17 protein-coding genes are annotated in these 22,138 nt (G+C 75.0%); 7 read left to right on the forward strand and 10 right to left on the reverse strand.

What is annotated here, in order from left to right:
* Nucleotides 1–34: 34 nt before the first annotated feature.
* The 4 genes from J3R08_RS10210 (at nucleotide 35) to J3R08_RS10225 (ending at nucleotide 4,207) form a co-directional block, all read left to right on the forward strand.
* A complete protein-coding gene (locus J3R08_RS10210) occupies nucleotides 35–1,267 on the forward strand; it encodes a class I SAM-dependent methyltransferase (RefSeq protein ID WP_209960929.1) in 1,233 nt (410 codons plus the stop codon).
* On the forward strand, nucleotides 1,264–2,016 hold the full coding sequence (locus J3R08_RS10215) for a trans-aconitate 2-methyltransferase (protein WP_233514704.1): 753 nt from the start codon (nucleotides 1,264–1,266) through the stop codon (nucleotides 2,014–2,016). The genes J3R08_RS10210 and J3R08_RS10215 overlap by 4 nt, the downstream gene beginning before the upstream one ends.
* Nucleotides 2,013–2,996 carry an NAD(P)-dependent oxidoreductase gene (locus J3R08_RS10220; protein ID WP_209960931.1) on the forward strand — a complete coding sequence of 328 codons (984 nt, stop codon included), beginning with the start codon at nucleotides 2,013–2,015 and terminating at the stop codon, nucleotides 2,994–2,996. The genes J3R08_RS10215 and J3R08_RS10220 overlap by 4 nt, the downstream gene beginning before the upstream one ends.
* Nucleotides 2,997–3,091: 95 nt before the next feature.
* A complete protein-coding gene (locus J3R08_RS10225) occupies nucleotides 3,092–4,207 on the forward strand; it encodes a nucleotide disphospho-sugar-binding domain-containing protein (protein ID WP_064447369.1) in 1,116 nt (371 codons plus the stop codon).
* A 43-nt stretch (nucleotides 4,208–4,250) separates the two neighbouring features.
* Here the strand turns inward: J3R08_RS10225 and J3R08_RS10230 are convergent, their stop codons facing one another.
* Complete coding sequence (locus J3R08_RS10230; RefSeq protein WP_209960933.1) at nucleotides 4,251–6,005, reverse strand: hypothetical protein; 1,755 nt, start codon at nucleotides 6,003–6,005, stop codon at nucleotides 4,251–4,253.
* Between the two features lie 470 nt (nucleotides 6,006–6,475).
* Here J3R08_RS10230 and J3R08_RS10235 point away from each other — a divergent pair, with 470 nt between their 5' ends.
* The 3 genes from J3R08_RS10235 to J3R08_RS10245 all read left to right on the forward strand — a co-directional run bounded on the left by J3R08_RS10235 (nucleotide 6,476) and on the right by J3R08_RS10245 (nucleotide 9,634).
* Nucleotides 6,476–7,585, forward strand: coding sequence for a DegT/DnrJ/EryC1/StrS aminotransferase family protein (locus tag J3R08_RS10235; protein ID WP_209960934.1), 1,110 nt, complete (start codon nucleotides 6,476–6,478; stop codon nucleotides 7,583–7,585).
* 73 nt (nucleotides 7,586–7,658) lie between these two features.
* Nucleotides 7,659–8,204 carry a pyridoxamine 5'-phosphate oxidase family protein gene (locus J3R08_RS10240; RefSeq protein ID WP_030503323.1) on the forward strand — a complete coding sequence of 182 codons (546 nt, stop codon included), beginning with the start codon at nucleotides 7,659–7,661 and terminating at the stop codon, nucleotides 8,202–8,204.
* An 86-nt stretch (nucleotides 8,205–8,290) separates the two neighbouring features.
* Nucleotides 8,291–9,634: a cytochrome P450 gene (locus tag J3R08_RS10245; protein ID WP_209960936.1), complete on the forward strand. Its 1,344-nt coding sequence runs from the start codon at nucleotides 8,291–8,293 to the stop codon at nucleotides 9,632–9,634.
* A gap of 55 nt (nucleotides 9,635–9,689) precedes the next feature.
* Here the strand turns inward: J3R08_RS10245 and J3R08_RS10250 are convergent, their stop codons facing one another.
* Genes J3R08_RS10250 through J3R08_RS10290 form a run of 9 tightly spaced genes read right to left on the reverse strand, consistent with a single transcriptional unit; the run spans nucleotide 9,690 to nucleotide 22,138 of the window.
* Complete coding sequence (locus J3R08_RS10250; protein ID WP_030503321.1) at nucleotides 9,690–10,232, reverse strand: EF-hand domain-containing protein; 543 nt, start codon at nucleotides 10,230–10,232, stop codon at nucleotides 9,690–9,692.
* A 29-nt stretch (nucleotides 10,233–10,261) separates the two neighbouring features.
* Entirely contained in the window at nucleotides 10,262–11,122 is an 861-nt protein-coding gene (locus J3R08_RS10255) for a class I SAM-dependent methyltransferase (RefSeq protein ID WP_209960939.1), read from the reverse strand.
* 26 nt (nucleotides 11,123–11,148) lie between these two features.
* Nucleotides 11,149–11,844 carry a copper resistance CopC family protein gene (locus J3R08_RS10260; protein ID WP_064447373.1) on the reverse strand — a complete coding sequence of 232 codons (696 nt, stop codon included), beginning with the start codon at nucleotides 11,842–11,844 and terminating at the stop codon, nucleotides 11,149–11,151.
* Nucleotides 11,841–12,404, reverse strand: a complete 564-nt coding sequence (locus tag J3R08_RS10265) for a hypothetical protein (RefSeq protein ID WP_051611104.1) — start codon at nucleotides 12,402–12,404, stop codon at nucleotides 11,841–11,843. The genes J3R08_RS10260 and J3R08_RS10265 overlap by 4 nt, the downstream gene beginning before the upstream one ends.
* Nucleotides 12,401–12,964 (reverse strand): flavin reductase family protein, encoded by a 564-nt coding sequence (locus tag J3R08_RS10270; protein ID WP_280841836.1) that lies wholly within the window; start codon nucleotides 12,962–12,964, stop codon nucleotides 12,401–12,403. Before J3R08_RS10270 ends, J3R08_RS10265 begins: the two co-directional genes overlap by 4 nt.
* Complete coding sequence (locus J3R08_RS10275; protein WP_030503316.1) at nucleotides 12,957–13,406, reverse strand: thioesterase family protein; 450 nt, start codon at nucleotides 13,404–13,406, stop codon at nucleotides 12,957–12,959. Before J3R08_RS10275 ends, J3R08_RS10270 begins: the two co-directional genes overlap by 8 nt.
* A 1-nt stretch (nucleotide 13,407) precedes the next feature.
* Complete coding sequence (locus J3R08_RS10280; RefSeq protein WP_209960942.1) at nucleotides 13,408–19,185, reverse strand: SDR family NAD(P)-dependent oxidoreductase; 5,778 nt, start codon at nucleotides 19,183–19,185, stop codon at nucleotides 13,408–13,410.
* A gap of 32 nt (nucleotides 19,186–19,217) precedes the next feature.
* Nucleotides 19,218–20,189, reverse strand: coding sequence for a hypothetical protein (locus J3R08_RS10285; protein WP_043325264.1), 972 nt, complete (start codon nucleotides 20,187–20,189; stop codon nucleotides 19,218–19,220).
* Nucleotides 20,186–22,138, reverse strand: a complete 1,953-nt coding sequence (locus J3R08_RS10290) for a CRTAC1 family protein (RefSeq protein WP_043325262.1) — start codon at nucleotides 22,136–22,138, stop codon at nucleotides 20,186–20,188. The genes J3R08_RS10285 and J3R08_RS10290 overlap by 4 nt, the downstream gene beginning before the upstream one ends.

The following is a 22,138-nucleotide window of genomic DNA, read 5'->3' on the forward strand; positions in this document are numbered from 1 at the left end:
CCGCCCGGCACCGGTGACCGGAAGGAGCAGGCAGATGACCGCCCCCGCCGTCACCGGCTGCCGGATCTGCGGCGGCCCGGTGACCGAGATGCTCGACCTCGGCCGCCAGCCCCTCTCCGACGCGTTCCTCCGCCCGGCCGACCTCGACGGCGAGTTCTTCTACCGCCTCGCGGTGGGCCGGTGCGCCGACTGCACGATGGTCCAGCTCGTCGAGGAGGTGCCGCGCGAGCGGATGTTCCACCACGACTACCCGTACCGCTCGTCGCTGTCGTCGGTGATGCGCGCGCACTTCACCGGCACCGGCCGGGAACTGCTCGCCACCGAGCTGACCCGGCCCGGCGCGTTCTGCGTCGAGCTGGGCTGCAACGACGGGGTGATGCTGCGGACCGTGGCCGCGGCCGGCGTACGCCACCTCGGCTTCGAGCCGTCCGCCGGGGTGGCCGAGCTGGCCCGTGGGCAGGGCGTACGGGTGCGTACCGACTTCTTCGAGGAGGAGACCGCCGCCGACGTGCTCGCCACCGACGGGCCGGCCGACGTCATCTACGCCGCCAACACGATCTGCCACCTGCCCTACCTGGACTCGGTGCTGCGCGGCGCGCGGCTGCTGCTCGCCCCCGGCGGCGTCCTCGTCTTCGAGGACCCGTACCTCGGCGACATCCTCGCCCGGACCGCCTTCGACCAGATCTACGACGAGCACTTCTACTACTTCACCGCCCACTCGGTACGGGCCGCCGCGGCCCGCTTCGGGCTGGAGCTCGTGGACGTGCGGCGGCTCCCGGTGCACGGCGGCGAGGTGCGCTACACGCTCGCCCGCGCCGGGGCGCGTACCCCGTCCCCGGCCGTCGCCGACCTGCTGCGCCAGGAACGGGAGCAGGGAGTGACCGGGGAGGCGGCGCTGCGCCGGTTCGCCGCCGCCGTCGCGCGTACCCGGTCCGAGCTGGTCGCGCTGCTGCGCTCGCTGAGAGAGGAGGGCCGCACCGTCGCGGCCTACGGGGCCACCGCGAAGAGCGCCACCGTCACCAACTACTGCGGGCTCGGGCCGGAGCTGATCTCGTACGTCTGCGACACCACTCCGGCCAAGCAGGGCCGGCTGACCCCGGGCGCGCACATCCCGGTCCGCCCGCCCGAGGCATTCGCCGACCCCTACCCGGACTACGCGGTGCTCTTCGCCTGGAACCACGCCGAGGAGATCATGGCGAAGGAGACCGGCTTCCGGGCCGCCGGCGGCCGGTGGATCCACTACGTGCCCACCGTGCGCGTACGGTGACGGCATCGGTGGCGCGCGGCTTCTACCGCGCCGGATACCCGGAGATCTACGACCTGGTGATGCGGCACCGGGGCCGCGACCACATCGCCGAGGCCGCCACGCTCGCCCGGACGGTCCGGCGCCGGAACCCGGCCGCCGCCTCGCTGCTCGACGTGGCCTGCGGCACCGGGCTGCACCTGGAGCACCTGCGGACCCACTTCGCCCCGGTGACCGGCGTGGACCTGTCCGCGGAGATGCTGGCCCGAGCCGGCGCCCGGGTGCCGGACGTGGCCCTGCACGAGGGCGACATGCGCGACCTGGATCTGGCCGACACCTTCGACGTGGTGGTCTGCCTCTTCGCGGTGCCGCACCTGCGCGGCGCCGCCGAACTGGACCGGACCGTCGCGCGGCTGGCCGCCCACCTGACGCCGGGCGGCGTGCTGGCGGTCGAGCCCTGGTACACGCCGGAGACGTTCGTCCCCGGCTACGTGGCCCGCGACATGGTGCAGGAGCAGGACCGGGTGGTGGTCCGGCTGTCCCACTCGACGTGGCTCGACGACGCGCGCGACCGGATCCGGATGACAGTGCACCAGGCGTACGCCGACCCGGAGGCCGGCATCCGGCACGACACCGCGACGACCGATCTGACGCTGTTCCGGCCGCAGCACTTCGCCGCCGCGTTCGCCCGGGCCGGGCTCGCCGCCGCGCACGTCACGGCGCCGCCGTTCCGGTGGGGTCTGTGGATCGCCCGGCCCGCAGGTGCGCGGTGACCGGCGACCGGCCACGCGTGGTCGTGCTCGGCGGCACCGGGTTCGTCGGCGCCCATGTCGCGGACGCCTTCGCCGACGCCGGCCACGACGTGCTCACGGTGGCCCGCCGCGCCCCGGCCGGCGACCGGCACCGGTTCACCGCGCTCGACCTCGGCGGCACCGGTCCGGGGACGCTGGCGCGGCTGCTGGACGCCGAGGACCCGGTCGCCGTGGTCGACTCCACCGGCAGCAGCTGGGGACTGGACCCCGGCCGGATGGCGGAGCGCTGCACCCGGCTCAGCGCGCTGCTGCTCGACGCGCTGCGCCGCGCCGCCTGCCGCCCCCGGCTGGTCCATCTCGGCTCGGTGCTGGAGTACGGGCAGCCGGTCGCGCCGGCCGATCCGCGCGGTACGCCCGCGCCGGACACCGCGTACGGCCGGGCGAAACTGGCCGCGACCCGGGCCGTACTGGCGGCAGCCGACGCCGGTGAGGTCGACGCGGTGGTGCTGCGGCTGGTGAACGCGCTCGGCCCGGGGCTGCCCGCGACCAGCCTGCTGGGCCGGGTCGCCGCCGCGCTGGCGCCGGCCGCGCGGGCCGGCGTCGCCGCGCGGGTGACGCTCGCCCCGCTGGAGGCCCGGCGTGACTTCGTCGACGTCCGGGACGCCGCCGAGGCCGTGCTGGCCGCCGCCGGGCGCCCGGTGACCGGCCGCGTCCTCGACATCGGCCGCGGCGAGGCGGTGCCGGTGCGGACGCTGGTCCGGCTCCTGGTGCAGGTCAGCGGGGTGCAGGCGACAGTGGTGGAGCGTGCCGGCCCGGCCGGCTGGCGGGCCGGGACCCGGTGGTCGTGCGTCGACCCGGCGCCCGCCGCGGCGGCCCTCGGCTGGCGGCCGCGCCGCGACCTGCGCCGGGCGGTCACCGACTTCTGGCACGACGAGCTGCGCCGCTACTCCGGCGACGGGGAGCCGGCGGCGGCGGGGCCGCCGCGTCAGCGGGCGCCGTAGCGCCGGCGGGGAATCGACAGGTGGCGCGACCGGCGTCACCGGCTCGGCGGTACGGCGTCGGCCGTGCCGCCGCGACGACAGGGAGGGCAGGAGTCATGCGCGTACTGTTCATGCCGGGTCCGGCCATCGGCCACGCGTTCCCGCTGGTACCGCTCGGGTGGGCGTTCCGCGCCGCCGGGCACGAGGTCGTCTTCGTCACCGCCGGTGACGCGCTGGCGGTGGCCCGGGCCGGGCTGCCGGTCCTGGACGCGGTGCCCGGACGCACCACCTCGGACATGCAGGCGCAGTTCATCCGCGACGTGCCGCGCCTCTTCGAGCCGATCGGCGCCGACCCGATCGCGGAGATGGAGGAACGCAAGCCGTACATCGTCTCGGCCTGGGATCCGTTCGTCGACGCCCACGTCGCGCTCGGCGAGTGGGTCCAGCCGGACCTTGTGGTGTACGACCCGATCTTCGCGGTCGGCCCGGTCGTCGCCGCCCGGCTGAAGGTGCCGGCGGTGGCGCACAGCCTCGGGCTGGCCCGGTTCACCCCCGACCTGCTGCGCGAGCTGCCCGGCGCGGTGGCGATGCGCCGGCACGGGGTGACACTGCCCGAGGGCATCCGGACCGTCGACATCGCCCCGCCCAGCCTGGTCGAGGGCGGACCGGCCGACATCTCCATGCGCTACGTGCCGTACAACGGCGGCGGGGTGCTGCCCGAGTGGCTGCGGGAGCCGGTCGCGCGGCCCCGGATCGCCGTCACGTTCGGCACGCTCGGCGGGCCGGACCGGTTCGCCGCCGGCATCGCGCGGGTGCTCGCCGCCGCGCCCGGGCTGGACGCCGAGTTCGTGCTGGCGATCGGGGAGTCGGCCGCTCCGCCCGACCTGCCGCCGAACGTGCGGACCACCGGCTGGGTGCCGCTGAACCAGTTGCTGCGCGGCTGCGCCGCCGCGATCCACCACGGCGGCGACGGCACGACGCTGACCTGCGCCGCGCTCGGCGTCCGCCAGCTGGTGCTGCCCGGCTCGCCGGACGAGCTGGTCACCGGCGAGCTGCTGCGCGCCCGGGGGCTGGCGCACGTGCTGGGCTCGGTGGACGAGCTGGACGCCGCCGCGATCGGCCGGCTGCTCACCGACGCGGAGCTGGGCCGGGTGACCGGCGAGGTGCGGGCCGAGATCGCGGCGCTGCCGTCCCCGGCCGAGGTGGTGCCCCGGCTGACCGCGGCGGTGTGAGCCCGGCGGCGGGCGGCTCGTCGCCGCCCGCCGCCGGTTGCGGTCAGCGCAGTTGCGCGTCGGCCACCGCGAAGAGCAGCCCGTGCGGATTCGCCTTGCCGGTGTCGCCGTGCGGCCAGCTCGTCCGGTCGAAGCTCACGCAGCGCCGGCCGGTGTGCTCGTCGCGGAACGCGCGGTCCTCGGTGAGCCGGCCCGCCGGGTCGACCAGCGCCATGCAGATCCGGGCGTCACCGTCGAGTCCGGTGGGCGCCACGAAGTAGTTCGAGGTGACCACCCGGGAGACCTGGTCGGTCTGGCGGAAGTGCTTCCCGCCCGCCACCGGCCGGAACGTGTCCATCGCGCCCCAGTGCGGCCCACCGAGTGTGGTGTCCACGATGGGCAGCGCGCTGACCAGAGCGGGACAGTCCGGCTCGGCACCGCCGCGTACGGTCTCCGCGATCGTGTCGATCCGGCACGAGGTCCGGCTGCCGGCGGCGAGGAGCCGGCGGATGTCCAGCACGTACACCATGCCGGACTCGGCGTTGACGGCCGGTGAGTTGTTGCCGCCGAACATCACCGTGTGGAACAGGAAACGGTCGTCCGGGCTCACCATCAGCCAGCTGCCGCCGTCGGCCGCGCTGGTCGGGGTGTCGCGCGGGTAGATACGGCGGAAGGCGGTCGCGTCGTCGAACACCTGCCGCCAGGTCAGCTCCCGCTTGGTGATGTCCGGCGTGTAGTAGACCGCGCCCATCCCGGTGGCCACGAACGCTCCCTTGTGCCGGGGCTGGTGCGTCACCGCGGGCTCCATGGCCAGCAGACCCTCGCGGCTGTACTCGTCGTCGACCCGGGGCCCGTCGGGCAGGTAGGACAGGGAGAGCAGGCGGGGCCGGTTCCGGTCGCTGATGTCGTACGTGCGGACCGTGCGGCGCTGCAGGTTGGGGTCGGTCACCAGGCCGGCGACGACGTGCCGCACCTCGACGAAGTCGCTGGTGACCAGCCGGTTCAGGTCCTCGCGCAGCGCGATGCCGTGCGGGTTGGCGCAGGTCGGCACCGGCAGCGCCGGCTGGTTGGGGCAGGAGACCGGGTCCTCGGCGGTCTTCTTCGCCGCCGGCATCTCGGCCAGCACCCGGCCGTCGGGGCCGAGCCGGACCACCTCGCCGGGGGAGCCGGCGAAGCCGTTGCCGACGCGGGTCTGCCCGTCGGAGTAGGTGCAGGGCCCGGCGACGTCGGGCCCGCCCATGTACGACCCGTACGCGGTGCCGTCGCGCAGGACCGTGAACGCGTCCGGCACCGAGCCGCACGGGGTGTCGTGCGGCAGCGTCACGCCGCTGAGCGAGACCCGGGGCAGCCGGCTGACGTCGAAGACGTAGACGGTGTCGCTGAGCAGGCCGCCCGCGTACACCTTGTCGCCCTTGCGCCAGGTGTACTGCATGTGGTGCGGCTCGTTGCCGAAGACCGAGTCGACGGTGACGGTGTTCGCCACCCGGCCGTAGTCGGGGGAGCCGGGGGTGGCGTCCACGACGGCGAGGAAGTCGGGGTCGGGCCTGCCGTCGGGGCCGGGCGCGGCGTCACCGGTCCAGACCAGCAGCCACTGGCGGGCGGGCGCGCCGGGACGCTCGGCGGCCTGAGCCGTGCGGGTGAGGTGGTTGGTGATCCGGTACGGCTGGCCGTCGCTGCCGGTCACTGTGGAGGTTACCCGTCGCACGGACGCCCCGGCCGCGGCCGGGGGTGGCACCAGGCCGCTGCTGACGGCGACGAGCGCGATCACTCCGATGTGGGCGGCCCGCCGGAGCGGACCGCGCAGTTGTGGACGGGGCATGGACGTCCTCCTGGTCACGTGCGGGATTGAGGCCGGAACATGCCAGGCGTCGCGGTCGAGGGGGACGGAGAAGTGCCGGGGAGCGGCGCCCGCGGCAGCGAGCCTACTATCCGAATTGCAACTGTCAATTGACGGGAAGTCGACTGCAGGGAGATCCACTGCGCGCAATTTCCATCGATTGCCGGAGGTGCCGAGGTGGTCGACAGTGGCCGATGTCGGGGCAGGTCAGCTCGGTCCTGAGGGCTTGCCGGGAAAGGCTGTTCGCGCGCCCCGCAGGGTTGGTGCCAAGTCCGCGGCGACGGCGTCGCGGCGACGGTGATTCCGTCCGTTCGGGCCAGTGGCCGGGAGCCGCCGGTACCGACGTCGGTTGACGAACGTGTAGCTAGCCGAGGGGGCGGCGACTAGGATGCGGGGTGGTGATGCCGGGGTGAGGCGCCGCGGCGACGACGCTCCCGGGGAGGTCCGCCGCCATGACCGTCGGAGTCTGGAACTACCTGGCCGAGTACGAGAGCGAGCGGGAGGACGTCCTCGGCGCGGTGGACCAGGTCTTCTCCTCCGGCCGGCTGGTGCTCGGTGAGAGCGTGCGCGGCTTCGAGCGGGAGTTCGCCGCCTACCACGGCGTGCCGCACTGCGTCGGGGTGGCCAACGGCACCGACGCCATCTCGCTGGCCCTCTGGGCGCTGGGCGTACGCCCCGGCGACGAGGTGGTCACCGTCGCCAACACGGCCGCGCCGACCGTGCTCGCCATCGACGCGGTGGGCGCGGTGCCGGTCTTCGTCGACGTGGACGAGGCGACCTGCCTGATGCGCGTCGACCGGGTCGCCGACGTGATCACGCCGCGTACCCGGGTGCTGCTCCCGGTGCACCTCTACGGGCAGTGCGTCGAGATGGCGCCGCTGCGGGCGCTCGCCGCCGCGCACGGCCTCGCGGTGCTGGAGGACTGCGCGCAGGCGCACGGCGCGCGCCACCACGGCCGCGTGGCCGGGTCGCTCGGTGACGCCGCCGCCTTCTCCTTCTATCCGACCAAGGTGCTCGGCGCGTACGGCGACGGCGGCGCGACGATCACCGCCGACCCGGACGTGGAGCGGCGCCTGCGCCGGCTGCGGTACTACGGGATGGAGGACCGCTACTACGTCGAGGAGACGCCCGGCCGCAACAGCCGCCTGGACGAGGTGCAGGCGGAGATCCTGCGCCGCAAGCTGCGGCGGCTGGACCGCTACGTCGCCGCCCGCCGCGCGATCGCCCGCCGCTACGACGAGGGGCTCGCCGGCACCGGCCTGGGCCTGCCGGTCACCGCGCCCGGCAACGAGCACGTCTACTACCTCTACGTGGTGCGGCACCCGCGGCGCGACGAGATCCTGGCGGCGCTGCGCCGCCACGGCATCGAGCTGAACGTCAGCTACCGCTGGCCGGTGCACACCATGCGCGGCTTCGCCCACCTCGGCTACACCGAGGGGTCACTGCCGGTCACCGAGCGGCTGGCCGGGGAGATCTTCTCGCTGCCGATGTACCCGTCGCTGGACGAGGGTGTCCAGGCCCGGGTGATCGACGCGCTGCGCACGATCCTGCGGGCCTGGTGACGCTCCGAAGCGGGCACCGCAAGAATTGAGAATCATATAGCAAACTGCGCTCGCGCGGATCTACCATCTCGGCATGGAGCCTTCCACGTTCAGCACCCCGGTCGGCGACTTCGCCGACCTCCGTGACGACTTCCTGCGGCTCACCACCGAGATCGGCTGGTGCACCGTCGCCACTGTGGACGGACGCGACCGGCCGCGCAGCCGGATCATGCACGTCTCCTGGGAGGTCGGCGACGCCGGCCCGACCGGCTGGGTCAGCACCTCCCGCACCCCGGTCAAGACCGCCCACCTGGCCCGCAACCCGTACGTCTCGTGCAGCTACTGGACACCCGCGCACGACGCCGTCTTCGTCGACTGCCGCGCCACCTGGCTGGAGCCGGGCGACACCAAACGCCACGTCTGGGACCTCGTCGCCGCCGAGGCGACCCAGCGCGGCTTCGACCCGTACGCGGTCTGGCCCGACGGCCCCGCCGACGCCGGCTTCGAGGTGCTCCAGTTCGACCCCTGGCGGGTCCAGATCACCCTTCAGGACCTGGCCAACGGCCAGACCATCGGCTCGTCGCGGGTCTGGCACGCCGCCGGGCGGCCCGCGTCCACCGGCGCGCTGCTCTCCCGCTGATCCCGACCGGGCCGCCGCCGCACGACGGACCGGCCCGTCACCGCCGACGCGGCGAGCCGCGCGGCCCGACACCGAGGGAACGCACCATGACCACCACCCTGCGCACACCCGCGTCGGCGCCCGGCCGCCTGCCCGTGCTCGGGCACGGCCTGCAGATGAAACGACGACCCGCCGAGTTCCTGCTCGAACTCCAGTCCGGCGAGCCGGTCGTCACCATCGCGCTCGGCAAGCGCCCGGCGTACGTGGTGAACGACCCGACCCTGATGCGGGAGCTGCTGCGCGACGGCGACACCTTCGTCCGGGGCGGCCCGATGACCGAGCGCTTCCGGTCCATGTTCGGCAACGGCCTGGGCATCTCCGAGGGCGAGTTCCACCGCCGGCAGCGGGCGCTGATCCAGCCCGCCTTCCACCGCAACAAGGTCATCCACTACACCGAGCTGATGAGCCGGACGGTCGCCGGCAAGCTCGACTCCTGGCGCGACGGCCAGCGCCTCGCGGTCGAGAAGGAGATGGACGAGCTGGCCCTCACCAACGTCGTCGAGGTCGTCTTCGCCGGTGACCGAAGCCTGGACCGAGCCCGGTTCATGGCCGCGACCACCACCGTCCTGGGCGGACTGTTCCGCCGGATCACCGACGTGACGGGCGTGCTGACCCGCCTGCCCACCCAGGCCAACCGCGACTACGACGCCGCGGCCGAGTACCTGCGGGCGACCATCCGCCGGGTCATCGCCGAGTACCGCGCGGCCGGCACCGACCACGGCGACCTGCTGTCGATGATGCTCTTCGCCCGCGACGAGGACGGCCGGCCCGCGATGAGCGACGAGCAGGTCCACGACGAGGTGATGACGTTCTTCATCGCCGGCAGCAACACCATCGCCAACACGCTCTGCTGGGCGCTGCACCACGTCGGCGCGGACCCCGAGGTGCAGCGGCGGCTGCACGCCGAGGTCGACCGGGTGCTCGACGGACGGGCCGCCGGCTACGCCGACGTGCCGGCGCTGGAGTACACCCGCCAGGTGCTCTCCGAGACGCTACGGCTGCGCACCCAGGGCCTGTTCAACAACCGGGTCACCGCCCGCGACGCCGAACTGGGCGGCTACCTGATCCCGGCCGGCTCGGACGTGCTCTACAGCTTCCACGCCGTGCACCACAACCCGCGCATCTACCCCGAGCCCGAGCTCTTCGACCCGGACCGGTGGCTGCCGGAACGGGCCCGGACGCTGCCCCGCGGCGCGTTCATGCCGTTCGCCACCGGCGTGCACGGCTGCATCGGCGACCAGTTCGCCTGGACCGAGATGATCGTCTCGCTGGCCAGCATCGCCGCCCGCTGGCGGCTGGAGCCGGTGCCCGGCCACGAGCCGAAGCCCGTGCCGGCCATGACCATGCCCGTCGACGCGCTGCCGATGACCGCGCGCCGCCGTACCCGCTGAACGACCGACGCCCGGCCACCGGCCCACACGGACCGGCGGCCGGGCGTCCGGCCGCTCAGAGCTCCCCGGCGATCACGTTGCCCGGCGCGTCCGGGTCGGCGCTGAGGTAGAACTCGTGCGCCGCCCGGCCGTACTCCTCGCTGGTGAGGTAGCCGTCCCGGTCGGTGTCGAGCCGGTCGAAGATCCGTTGCGTGTCCTCCGAGCGCATGCCGCTCTTGCTCTGCGCCGCGAACATCTCCGCGTGGTTGATGCGCCCGTCCCGGTCCGCGTCGGCCACGTCGAACACGGCCAGGCTGAACGGCACCGCCGCGTTCGTCACGAACTCCGGGAACTCCGGCTTGTCGGCCCACGCCACCCACTCGGCGACCGTCACCCGCTTCTCGCCGTCGGGCCCGTCGCTGCCGCGCATACCGCGCCACATCCGGGCCGCCGCGCCGTGGATCCGCCGCCAGCCCGGCGAGTACGGCGCCACGCCGTACGTGTCGCACCAGATCTGGGCCATCGCGGTGATGTCCAGCCCGTCGATGACGCCGTCCCCGTCGGCGTCGTACGAGGCGAAGACCTTCTCCAGCTTGCGGCGTTGCAGTTCGGTGGTCATCTCGGTCCTTTCGTAGCGATGGATGGAGGTCAGGCCGGGGCGACCGCGCGGACGGTGAGCGCGGTCGAGGTCAGGTCGACCAGTCCGTCCGAGCCGGCGCGTCCCTCGGCGGCGGCGGCCACCTCCGCCCAGAGCGCGTCCCGCCCGGCCGGATCGAGCGCCTCGACCCGGCGGCGTACCGGTGGCGGCGCCACCGCCCGGGTGAACCGCGCGTACTCGGCCGGGTCGTGGAACCGGAACGGGACCGGGTACTCCTCGACTGTCACGTCCCGCAGGCCGGCGTCGGTCAGCCCGGCCGCCAGCGCCTCCGGATCGCACAGGCGGTACGGGCCGGGGGCGTCCGGTGGCCCGGACGGCAGGTCCAGCCGGCGCGCGAGCACGCCGTACCCGAGCGACATCAGCGGCACCCGCGGCGGTGGCGCCCACACCGCCGCGGCGAGCACGCCGCCCGGGACGAGCAGCCGAGCGATCCGGCCGAACGCGGCGCCGGGGTCGACGGCGAACATCAGGCCGAGCCGGCTGAGCACCACGTCGAACGCGTGCGGCGGCAGCTCCACCGTCTCCAGGTCGGCGACGAGGAAGTTGACGTTGCGCCGGCCCTCGGCCCGGCGGCGGGCCACGGCGAGCATGGCGGGGGAGAGGTCGACGCCGGTGACCGTGCCGGCCGGGCCGACGATGTCGGCGGCGCTGAGCGCCGGCTCCCCCGGACCGGTCGCGACGTCCAGGACACGGTGCCCCGGCCGTACGCCACCCAGGGCCAGCAGCCGCGCGGTGAGCGCCGCGCCGCCCCGCTCGAAGGTCTCCCACTCGCGGGTCCAGCCGTCGCTGACGGCGTCCCAGGTCCGCCGCTGTTCGGCCTTCACCGCGGCGGCATCTGTCGATACGGACATCGCTTTCCCTCCTGTGGTCCGTCAGGTCACCCGCCCGGCCGGGCCGGTTCGCGGTCGGCAGGCCGGTCGCCGGCGTCCTCCGGCTCCCGCAGCACCCAGGCCCGCCGTCGCCCGCCCGGCCCCGGACCGGCCGACGAGGGCGTGCCGCCGGCGGGCCGGTCACGCCGTCCCCGCGCCATCAGCACGAGCAGGACCGCTCCGGTGACCACCGGCGCCAGCAGCAGGGCCAGGCCGGCCGCTCCGCCCGTACCCCCGTGGTGGCCGCCCCCGGCGGACCCGTCCGGCGGCGCGGTGGCCGGCGGGGACGCGGCCGGGGCGGCCCGCGGCGGCGCGCCGAGCCCGGCGGCGACGGTGAACGGGACCACGCCGGTGGCGGTCTGCCCGGTGGCGAGCTGGGCGTGGTAGCCGACCCGGTAGCGCCCGTCACCCACGACCGTCACCGGCACCTCGACGCCGTTGTCGCGGTAGCGCGGCGCGCCCGTCGCGCCGAACGCGCCGCCCGGGCCGATCAACCAGACATGGGTCCGCTCGGCGTCGAGCGGGCCGTTGAAGGTGAGCGTCACCGCCGCCGGCGCCGTGGTCAGCCGGGCGCCGGCCGGCGGGTCGGTGGTCACCAACCGCGCCGGCCGCAGCTGCGCCGCCAGGGTCAGCCCGGCCAGGCCGAGCGCGAGCAGCGTGAGCAGACCCGCCGCCAGCCACCTCAGCCCCGGCCCGCGCCTCACCGGACTTCGGCCACCCGGCGGCAACTGCACCGCATCCGGGCCAGTTCGTCGGCGAGCGGCGTGCGGTGCAGGTACATCGCCACCACCATCGGCAGGAACACCACCGCGTTGTAGAACAGGTGCAGCTCCACCCGGGGCGCCACCAGTTGCAGCAGGCTCGTCGGCACCGGCTGCCCGGCCAGGTTGCTGCCGGTCAGCGACTGCACCAGCAGCAGCAGGTGCTCCAGGTGGTGCCACACCTGGATCAGCAGCGCCGCCATCCACCAGGTCCGGGCGCGGCCGACGAAGCCGCCGCGCAGCAGCCAGAAACCGGCGAGCATGACCAGCGCGTACCCGTAGTGCAGCCACTCGCTCTCCACCAGCCACGGGAACGGCATGCCGAGTACGCCCCGGGCCTCCGGCCGGGACCAGCCGAACACCCAGATCTGCGCGGCCTGCACCAGGTGCTCGGCCCAGTGGGCGATGACGACGACGAGGAAGATCTGCAGGGCCGCCCGGTGCCGGCTGCCGTTCAGATCGAGCCCCGAAGCGCCCGCGTCGCGCTTGTCCGACAGGGTCACTGCGCCTCCTTCAGGAGCGGTTGGACGTGCCGGCGGCCGGCGGCCGGGTGGGAGTTCCCGTACCTGTCGAACCGGCCTCGCCGGAAGATCAGGGCGTCGCTGTCGGCAGCCGTGCGCGCGGCCACCAGCCGGCCCACCACGATCACGTGGTCGCCGCCGTCGTGGCAGCGCCACGGCCGGCACTCCAGCCAGGCCAGCGCCCCGTGCAGCAGCGGCGCGCCGGTCCGCTCGCCCGGCGACCAGCCGACAGCGGCGAACTGCGCGCGCCCGGGCCGCCGGCGCCGGTCGGCGAAGTGCCGGGCCAGGCGCTCCTGCCCCCCGGCCAGGACGGAGATGCCGAACCCGTCCGCGTCGGACAGGCAGGCGGACATCAGGCTGTCCCGGCTCACGCAGAGCAGCACCAGCGGCGGGTCCAGCGAGACCGAGGTGAACGAGTTCGCCGTCATCCCGTGCGGCAGCGGACCACCGACCGTCAGCACCGTGACGCCGGTGACGAACTCGCCGAGCACCGTACGCAGCGCGGCGGTGGCCGGCGGCGTGTCCACGGCGCGCTCAGGCACGGCCGGCCACCCCCTCGGCCGCCCGGTACGGCGCCAGCGCCCGCACCAGCGGCGTCGGCACGCGGGTCGGCACCACCTGCCCCGCGACCTCCCGCATGCAGGCGATCCGCTGGTGGCCCCGGGCCACCGGGACCAGCCCGCCCGGGCCGTCGCGCAGGTAGTCGAAGGCCAGGCCGAGCTGCGTCTGGGTCAGCTCGGTCAGGCTCATCCGGATGCGCAGCTCGTCGAACGCGTCGAGCTCGGCGAGGTACTCGCAGTCCACCCGCAGCGTGAACAGCTTCAACCCGGCGCGTAGGTCGTCGACCACCGCCGGGGCGTGCTCGCGCAGGAACATCTCCCGGCAGCGGCCCTGCCAGCGCAGGTAGTTGACGTAGTAGACGTTGCCGACGAGGTTCGTCTCCTCGAACCCGACCACGTGGCGGTACTCGTACCAGGCGGACATGTCACACCCCCGTCGCGGTGAGGACGGCGACGACCACCGGCTGTGGCTCGCCGGTCAGACGGACCGGGCCGGTGGCCACCGTGACCCGGCCGCTGCGCACCAGCACCCACTCGCCGTCGCCGCCGGCCACCGTCAGCGGGGCGTCCACCGGCAGCCCCGCCTTGACCAGGCACTCCTTGGCGCACCAGACCCGGGTGGCGGCGACGTCGGCGTCCTCGCCGAGGTCGGCGGCGATCTGCCCGGCCAGCCCGGCGTGCCGGCCGAGCAGGTCGGCCCACACCTCGGCGGGCCGGGGCCGGACCACCTCCAGGTCGCAGGCGAGCGGCCCGGCGCCGGCCACCAGCAGGCTGGCGACCTCGCTGTGGGCGGCGGAGACGTGCCGGCCGTTGACCTCCTCGGGCCGCCCGTCCGGCCGGTACCGCAGCCGTACCGGCCGTCCCACGGCCCGTCCGACGGCGACGGCGGTGACCTCCCGGCGTGCTCCGCCGGTCCGGTCCGGACGCGGTTCCACCACCACCGCCAGGTCGGCGTCGAGCAGCCGGGCCAGCCGCCGCTCCAGCGCCGGTCCGAGCAGCGCCGGCGGCCACGGCAGGGCGGCCGGGCGGTGGCGCACCGCGCGCAGGCGCAGACCGAGCCAGCGTTCCACCACCGTCCCGGCCGCGCCGAGGACCGTCACGTCGTACCGGTAGGTGTCGTCGCGGTGCTCCCGCTCCACCGCCACGAAGCGGACCTGCTCGGTGGCGGCGAGCTTCGGCCCGGCCGGCTCCACCCGGTCCACCGCGATCGGCAGCAGCGTCGCGTCCGGCACGCAGACCTGGATGCCGTGCAGGAAGGCGTCCCGCGCGCCCGCGTCGCCGAGCAGCAGCCGCTGCGGCAGGAACGCGTGGAACCAGCGCATGTCCTCGGTGGTGGCGACGTCCGCCTCGGCCCGCCGGGACGCGACCCGGTGGTAGCGCACCAGCCGGCGGAACCGGTCGCCCTGGAAGAGCAGGTCACCGTAGAGGTCCCGGCCCGGCTCCAGCGGCACCGGCGGCAGCCCGCCGGTCACGCCCGGCGCCTCCCGGTCGCCCTCGTCCGGCTCGAAGCGGACGGTGCCCCGGAAGTGGTCGGCCGCGAAGCCCGTCTCGTCGCTGCGGATCGCCACCTCCACCACGCCCGCCTCGGCCTGCACCGCGGCGATCCGGACGGTGACGCGCCCGCCGCGGGCCACCACCACGGGCCGGGGGAAGCTGACGCCGGTCAGCACGGGCACGCCGGTGGCGCCGGCGAGCGCGGTGGCCACCTGCGCCATCGCCTCCATGCCGAGCACCGCGGGCAGCAGGAGGTTGCCGTCCAGGTCGTGCTCGGCGAGGTACGGGTCGCTCTCGGCCGACAGGTCCGCCTCGACCACCAGCTCCACGCCGTCGTACTGCACCAGCGGACGTTCCAGGAAGCGCAGCAGCGGCAGCTCCCGCCGCTCGTGCCGCAGCGTGTCCAGCCCGTCGGTGCGGCCGGTGACCACCACCGAGGCGGGCAGCCGGGGCAGCGCCAGCACCTGGCGCAGCAGCCGGACGCCCTCGTCCGGCGGGATGGGGGTGATGCCGGCGCGCAGCAGCGACTCGACGGCGGAGAGCCGTTCACCCATGCCGACGCCGGACCAGACCGACCATTCCAGACAGACGGCGCGGCATCCGGTGAAGCGCCGGCCGGCCTCGGCGGTCAGCCGGGCCAGCCAGTCGTTGGCCAGCGCGTAGTGCGCCTCCCCGGGCAGGCCGCCGCGCCCGATCACGCTGCCGAACGTCACCAGCAGCCGCAGCTCGTCCGGCTCTACCGCGGCGAGGACGTTGGCCAGGCCGTCCACCTTTGGCGCCAGCGTGGCGCGCAGGGTGTCCGGGTCCAGCGCGCCGAGGGCGGCCGGCCGGTTGACCCCGGCGCCGTGCAGGACCCCGGCGACCGGGCCCAGGTGCGCGCGTACCTGCGCCACCGCGGCGCGTACCGCCTCCGGGTCGGTGACGTCGGCGCGCACGTACCGCAGGCGCACCCCCGCCTCCCGCATCCGGGTCAGGTTCGCGGCCAGCTCCGGGTCCGCGGCCGGGTCGGCCCGGCCGAGCAGGGCCAGCCGCGCCCCGGTGTCCCGGGCCACGGCGAGCGCGCACTCGGCGGTGATGCCCTTCCCGCCGCCGGTCACCAGCAGGACGTCGTCCGGCCGCAGCGGCGGACCGGCCGGACCCGGGCGTGCCGGGCCGGGCGGCGGCAGCGGCCGCAGCAGGGGGACCCGCCGCCGGCCGTCCGGGCCGAGGTGCGACTCGGCGTACCCGTCGGTGGCCGCCACCTCGCGCACCACCCGGTCCACCAGGTCGTCGGCCGGGGCCGCCTCGACCAGCGTCACGTGCAGACCCGAGCCCTCCAGCCGGGCGGTACGGGCCAGCCCGGCGACGCCCCGGCCGTGCTGGACGACCACCAGGCGGGCACCCGGAGGCTGGGCCACCGCCGCCTGGACGGCGCGCAACGCGAGGTCCAGGTCCAGGTCCACCTCCTCGCCCGGGCAGAGCAGCACGCCGCCGCCGACGCCCGCACCGGCGAGCGCGTCGCGCAGCGCCTCCGCGTACGGGTGCCCGGCCGGCGCGTACCACTGCCAGGCACCCGGGCCGCCGGGGCCGGCGCCGGCCGGCTCCACCGGTTCCTCGACCAGCTCGACTGTGAAACCGCGCACCCACGGGGCGACGCCGTCCACCCGCCGGTCGGCGGGCGGGGCGGCCGGGTCCAGTTCCCGCAGCGCGTCGGCGATCTCCCGCAGCGTGGCGGTGGCGAAGTTCGTCGGCGCCTGCACCGCGGGCAGGCCCAGTTCCCGGGCGGCCTCGTTCACCAGCTGTCCCACCGCGATCGAGCTGAGGTGCAGACCGTCGAGGAGCCGGGTGTCCGCGCCGACGCTCTCGGGCGGCAGCTCCGCGCGGGACGCGGCCAGCCGGCGCAGCACCGCCAGCGGGTCGGCCGCCGGTCCGCCTCCGGCCGGGGCCGTCTCGTCGACGGTCACCGGCCCGCCCGCGGCCTGCGGGGTGGCCCCGGTCGGGGACGCCGCCGCCACGGCCACGGCGGGCGCGGCCTCGCACGGGTTGGCGAAGAAGCGCCGCCGCGCGGCCAGGTCGAGCGGACGGATCGGACGGTCGCTGACCAGCGCGGCGTGGTCCACGGGCGCGCCCAGCGTCCAGAGCGCGCCGACAGTGCCGAGGAACCCGGCGAGCGTCGGCGCGTCCGTGCCGGTGGCGAACACCGGCACGTCGACCAGTTCCCGGGCCATCCGGGCGAGCACCTGGCCGGGACCGACCTCGACCAGCGCGTCCACCCGCCGGCCGGCCTCGGTGACCGCCGCGGCGAAGCGCACCGGTTCGGTGATCTGCCGGCGCAGCAGCGCCGCCAGGTCGGTGCCGGAGGTCAGCTCCGCGCCGGTGACGGTGGAGACCACCGGCCGGCGCGGCGGGGCCAGGCGGACCCCTTCCAGCCAGTCGCCGAACTCGCGGGCGGCCGACGCCATCAGCGGGGAGTGGAACGCGTGCGAGACGGCTAGGTCCGCCCAGTGCACACCGGCGTCGGTGGCCCGCTCGCACACCCGCCGGACCGCGTCGGACGGACCGGCGACCACGGTTTGCCGGGGCCCGTTGTAGCCGGCCACCACCACCGGTTCGGCGCCGATCAGCCGGGCGGTGACGGTGTCGTCGGCGGCGATGCCGGCCATGGTCCCCGGTTCCCGGCAGCCGGCCATGACCGCGCCGCGCGCCGCGGCGATCCGCAGCAGCGCCTCCGCGTCGACGGTGCCGGCCCAGTGCAGCGCGGTGATCTCGCCGAGGCTGTGCCCGACCGCCACCCGCGCCTCGACGCCCAGTTCGGTGAGCACCCGCAGACCGGCCAGGGAACCCGCGGCGATGCGCGGCTGGGCCACCTCCGTGGCCACCGGGTCCGCGTCGGCGGGCAGCGCCGCCAGGCGGTGCACCTCGGCGGCGGCCGGGAAGCGCCGGGCCAGCGCGCCGCCGTCGACGCCGCGGCCGGAGCCCTGACCGGGGAAGAGGAACCCGAGCCGGGCCGGCCGCAGCGTGCGCCGCAACGCCAGCCCGTCGGCGAACAACTCCTCCTCGCCCCGGTCGAGCGCCGCCAGGGCACGCTCGAACCGGTCCACCGCCTCGGCGGGGGAGGCGGCGACCACCGCCAGCCGCATCGCCCGGTCGCGTACCTCACCGGCCAGGGCGCCGGCCAGGTCGGTCAGCTCGCCATACGACAGCCGGGCCAGCGGATCGAGCAGCGCGACCACCCGTTCCCGCAGCGCCACCGGGTCGGCCGCGTCGAGCAGCAGCAGCTCGGCGTCCTGGGTGTGCCGGGCCAGCCGCAGCTGCTGCCGCCGGACACGCTCCGGCACGGCGGACGGGCCGGCCTCCAGCACCAGGTGGGTGTTGATCCCGCCGAAGCCCATCGCGGTGACCCCGGCGCGCAGCGGCGCCCCGTCCGGCCACGGCTCGGCCACCGGCGCGGCGCGCAGCGTACGGTCCGCGGCGGTCAGCTCCGCGCGGGGACGGGCGCACCCGGCGGTGGGCGGGACGATGGCGTGCCGCAACGCCATGGTCGCCTTGATCAGCCCGGCGACCCCGGCGGCGGCCTTGGTGTGCCCGATGAGCGCCTTGATCGAGCCGATGGCGGCCGGGTCGGTGGCCCCGGCGTCGCGCCGGGCGGCGGAGAGGGCCCGCAGCTCGGTGGCGTCGCCGACGGCGGTGCCGGTGCCGTGCCCCTCGAAGAGCGGGACCGTGCCGATGCCGAAGCCGGCCCGCTGGTACGCCCGGTCCAGCGCCAGCCGGTAGCCGTGCGCCTCGGGCCGGGTCATCCCGCCGCGCCCGTCGGAGGAGACACCCCAGCCGGCGATCGTCGCGTGCACGACGCGCCCCTGCGCCACCGCGTCGTCGTGACGCATCAGCACGACCATGCCGCAGCCCTCGCCCGGCCAGAAGCCCTGCGACCGCTCGTCGTACACCCGCATCTCGTCGCGGGCCAGCGCGCCGGCCTTGGCGAAGCCGACCATCTCGAACGGGTCGATGGACAGGTCCACCCCGCCCGCCACCGCCACGTCGACCTCGCCGTCGGCCAGGGCGCGCGCGGCGGTGACCACGGACAGCAGGCTGGAGGCGCAGGCGGCGTCCACCGTCCAGCCGCCGCCACCGAGGTCGAAGTGGTTGCAGATCCGCCCGGCGATGGTGTTGGAGAGACCACCGGCGAGCGTGTCCTCGTCGATCGGCGGGAACGGGCTCTTGTACCGCTCCTCGGTCACCGCCAGGAACTCCGCGATCCGCCGGTCGGGCCACCCCTGCTCCTGCAGCCCGGCGGCCAGCACCCGGCGCACGTACGGCCAGCGCAGCCGCAGCACGTTGGCGCGGGAGAACTCGCCGGTGAGGGTGTTGCCGACCACCACGGCGGTACGGTCCCGGGGCAGCCCGGCGCCGTCCGGCCAGCCGGCGTCGGCGAGCGCCTCGCCGGCCACGTCCAGCGCCAGCCAGTGGGTGAGGTCGGTGGAGCGGTAGGTGCTGCCGGCGATCCGGTGCCGGATCCGGTCGAACGTGTACCCCTCGATGACGGCGGCGTGCCGGTTGTAGAACCGGTCCGGGGTGGCCGGGTCGGCGTCCCAGTAGTCCTCCAGGCTCATCCGCTCCGGCGGCAGCCGGCGGAACGCGCGCCGTCCGCTGAGGGCGTTGCGCCACAGGTCGGCCACCGAATCGGCTTCCGGGTAGCGGCAGCTCATGCCGACGACCGCGATTCTGCTCATGTCGTCACTCCTGGGGTTGTGCGATTCGCGGATCAGGCGGGCACGGGCCGCTTGCCGTTGTCCGCGGAGACGGGACCGGCGGTGGCCGGTGTCCCGGGCGTTGCGGGCGAGACGGGTTGGTCCTGCTCGCGGCGCCGCTGCTCGCGGCGCGAGGCGTGCAGCGACCAGAGGAAGGTGCCGCGGACCAGGCAGACGATCGCGGTGGCGAAGAAGAGCCCGTACGTCACCGAGGCGCCGGTCAGCACGCCGTACACCAGCGCCACGCCGCCACCGAACGCGAACTGGGCGGCCGGCCGGCTCGGCGTGGTGCCCGGATCGGTGATCATGTAGTTGGTGAACAGGACGAACGCGGTACCGGTCATGGTGGCCAGCGCGGCCACGATCGACGTGTCCAGCACCAGGCCCCGGACCACCGACTGCACCACGAAGATCGACAGCCAGCCGGCGATCAGCCACATCCGGCGGGTGAGCTTCGCGTTGAGCATCGTGCCCAGGACGAGGATCACGGCCACGATCGCCCAGTCGGCGGGGCCGGAGAGGTTCTCGGTGAAGTGGTACGGCGGCGCGATGGAGACCCACGGGAACAGCAGCAGCACGATCGCGATGCCGAAGTTCGACGGGTTCATGAAGTGCCGCAGCCGCCCGTTGACCGGCGCCCGCAGCAGCCACTTGCCGCTGATCGCCACCAGCACGCCGAAGAGCATCACCAGCACCCGGTCGTTGGTGTAGAGCAGCATGTTCACCGCCAGCGCGGTGATGTGCGCGGGGAAGAGGAACTCGACCAGGTTGCGCACGCCGCCGGCGTACCGGGGGGCGCGGCCCTCACCCCGGGCGCCCACCGCCTCCAGTAGCAGCTCGGCGGCGTACGCGGTGAGCACGGCATACACCGGCCAGAGCGCGGGCTGCTCGAAGCCGAGGACCGTGTAGCCGAGGATGTTGAGGACGGTGATCGAGATCGCGAAGCGGCGCAGCGCTGTCACTCGCGGGTCGCGTGGCTTCGTCATGAACTCGCCTCCTGTGCCTGGGTGCCGAGGGTGAGCGCGTGCCGGCCGGGGGTGAGCGTCACCGTCTGCGCGCGTGGCGCGCCGGTGCGGTCCCGCCAGGCCAGGTCGACCTGGACCGGCCCGGTGACGTCGCCGAGGCCGATGTGCACCTCGAAGCTGCGCCGGCCGGAGTGGCCGCTGCCGCCGTCGACCCGGCCGCGCAGCACACGGCCGTCCGGGGTGCGGACGGTGACGTCCGCGCCGATCACCGGGGAGCCGGTGGCGGCGTCGCCGGCCGGCGGCCGGTTCAGCTTCAGGGACAGCTGCGATCCGGTGCCGGGGCTGTCGTTGCGGTAGAACACCGGCGCGTCCCACTGCCGGGCCACCGCCATGTCCAGCCGGCCGTCGCCGTCGGCGTCGCCGAGCGCGATGCCCCGGGTCGGGATGGGCACCGCCAGGCCGAGCTGGCCGGCGATGTCGGCGTAGGCGCCGCCGGGCATCCGGGCGTGCAGGCGCAGCGGCTGCCCGCCGGCGATGTCGTCGCCCTGCCGGACCCGTGGCCACGCCGAGGTGTGCTCCAGCAGCGTGTCGTTGGCGGTGGCCAGCTCCTGCAGCTGCGCCCACCGGTTCACCTCGCCCTTGACGAAGCCGCTGGTCTGCACGATGTCGGGCCGGCCGCTGTTGGTCAGGTCGGCGATCTTGACGTCCCAGCTCCAGCCGCTCCAGGCGAGGTTGAGCGGGGCGCTGCGGTCGACGAACGGCGCCCGCCCGTCGGCGAGCCGCTGCCGCAGGTCGTCGGTGTCCCGGGCCTGGTTGACGAAGGCGAAGTTGCTCTCCTGGATGCCGAACGAGGTGGTGATGTTGCCGACGTACATGTCGTAGAGGCCGTCGCCGTCCAGGTCGCCGACGTCCACGCCCATGCCCTTGAAGGAGTCGTGCCCGAGGATCTTCGACTTGGGCACGGTGAGCCGGCTGCCCTCGCCCTCGACCAGGGCCAGCCGCACCCGGCCCGGCGTGGAGCGGTTGTGCAGCAGCCGGTCGGGGCCGAAGTCGTTCGCCACGTACAGCTCGGGCAGCAGGTCGCCGTCGAGGTCGGTGGCGGTCGACGCGAGTGCCCAGCCGCGGGAGACGTCGTCGTCGAAGAGGTCCGGCACGTCGGCGAAGGTGACGCTGTCGGCGGTCGCGCCGGTCCAGCGCAGGACATGGTCGCGCCCGCCGTTGTACGCGGCCGACATGGACCTGTTCATCGCCACGCCGCCGCTGACCGTGTGGTCGAGCACCGGGCCGTCGGGGAAGTAGTTGCCGACGAACACGTCCTCGTGACCGTCGCCGTCGAAGTCCGCCACGCTCACCGTGTTGGTGTTCCACCGCGGCCCGGTGTAGCCGCCGTCGGCGGCGGCGGGCCGGGGGACCAGCTCGACCGGCTGGAACGCCGCCGCGGACAGACCGGTGGCGTCCGGGCGGGCCAGGAAGATCACCGGTGTCCGGCCCCACCAGTAGACCAGCAGGTCGGTGCGGCCGTCCTCGTTGAAATCGCCGGGCGCGCAGCCCATCGGCGCCATGTGCGGCCCCATCGGCAGCGGCGCCGGGTCGAGCACGAACGGCTGGTACCGCTCCTGGCGCGCCCCGGGCGTCGGCGTGACCACCACCCGGTCGATCCGCGGGTCGGTGACGCAGAGGTCGTTGGCCAGGCCGTCGCCGTCGATGTCGTTCATGGCGACCCCGGCGCCCACCGACGAGATCCACGCGTCGATGTGCGTGTACTCCTTGTTGACCCGGCGGATGCTCTGCTGCGGCAGACCACCCGGGATCGCGATCGACAGCGGCGTGAACCGGTAGCCCGCGGCCACCCGTCGCCGTTCCTCGTCGGTAGCAGTGGCCGGCTCGGCGATCAGGAACAGGCCGACGATCAGCAGCAGGGCGGTCAGCCCGGCGAGATGACGTCGGCCCCAACCCAGGATCATGGACAC

Source organism: Micromonospora sp. HB375 (genome assembly GCF_017872985.1).
GTDB classification, from domain to species: Bacteria; Actinomycetota; Actinomycetes; order Mycobacteriales; family Micromonosporaceae; genus Micromonospora; species Micromonospora chalcea.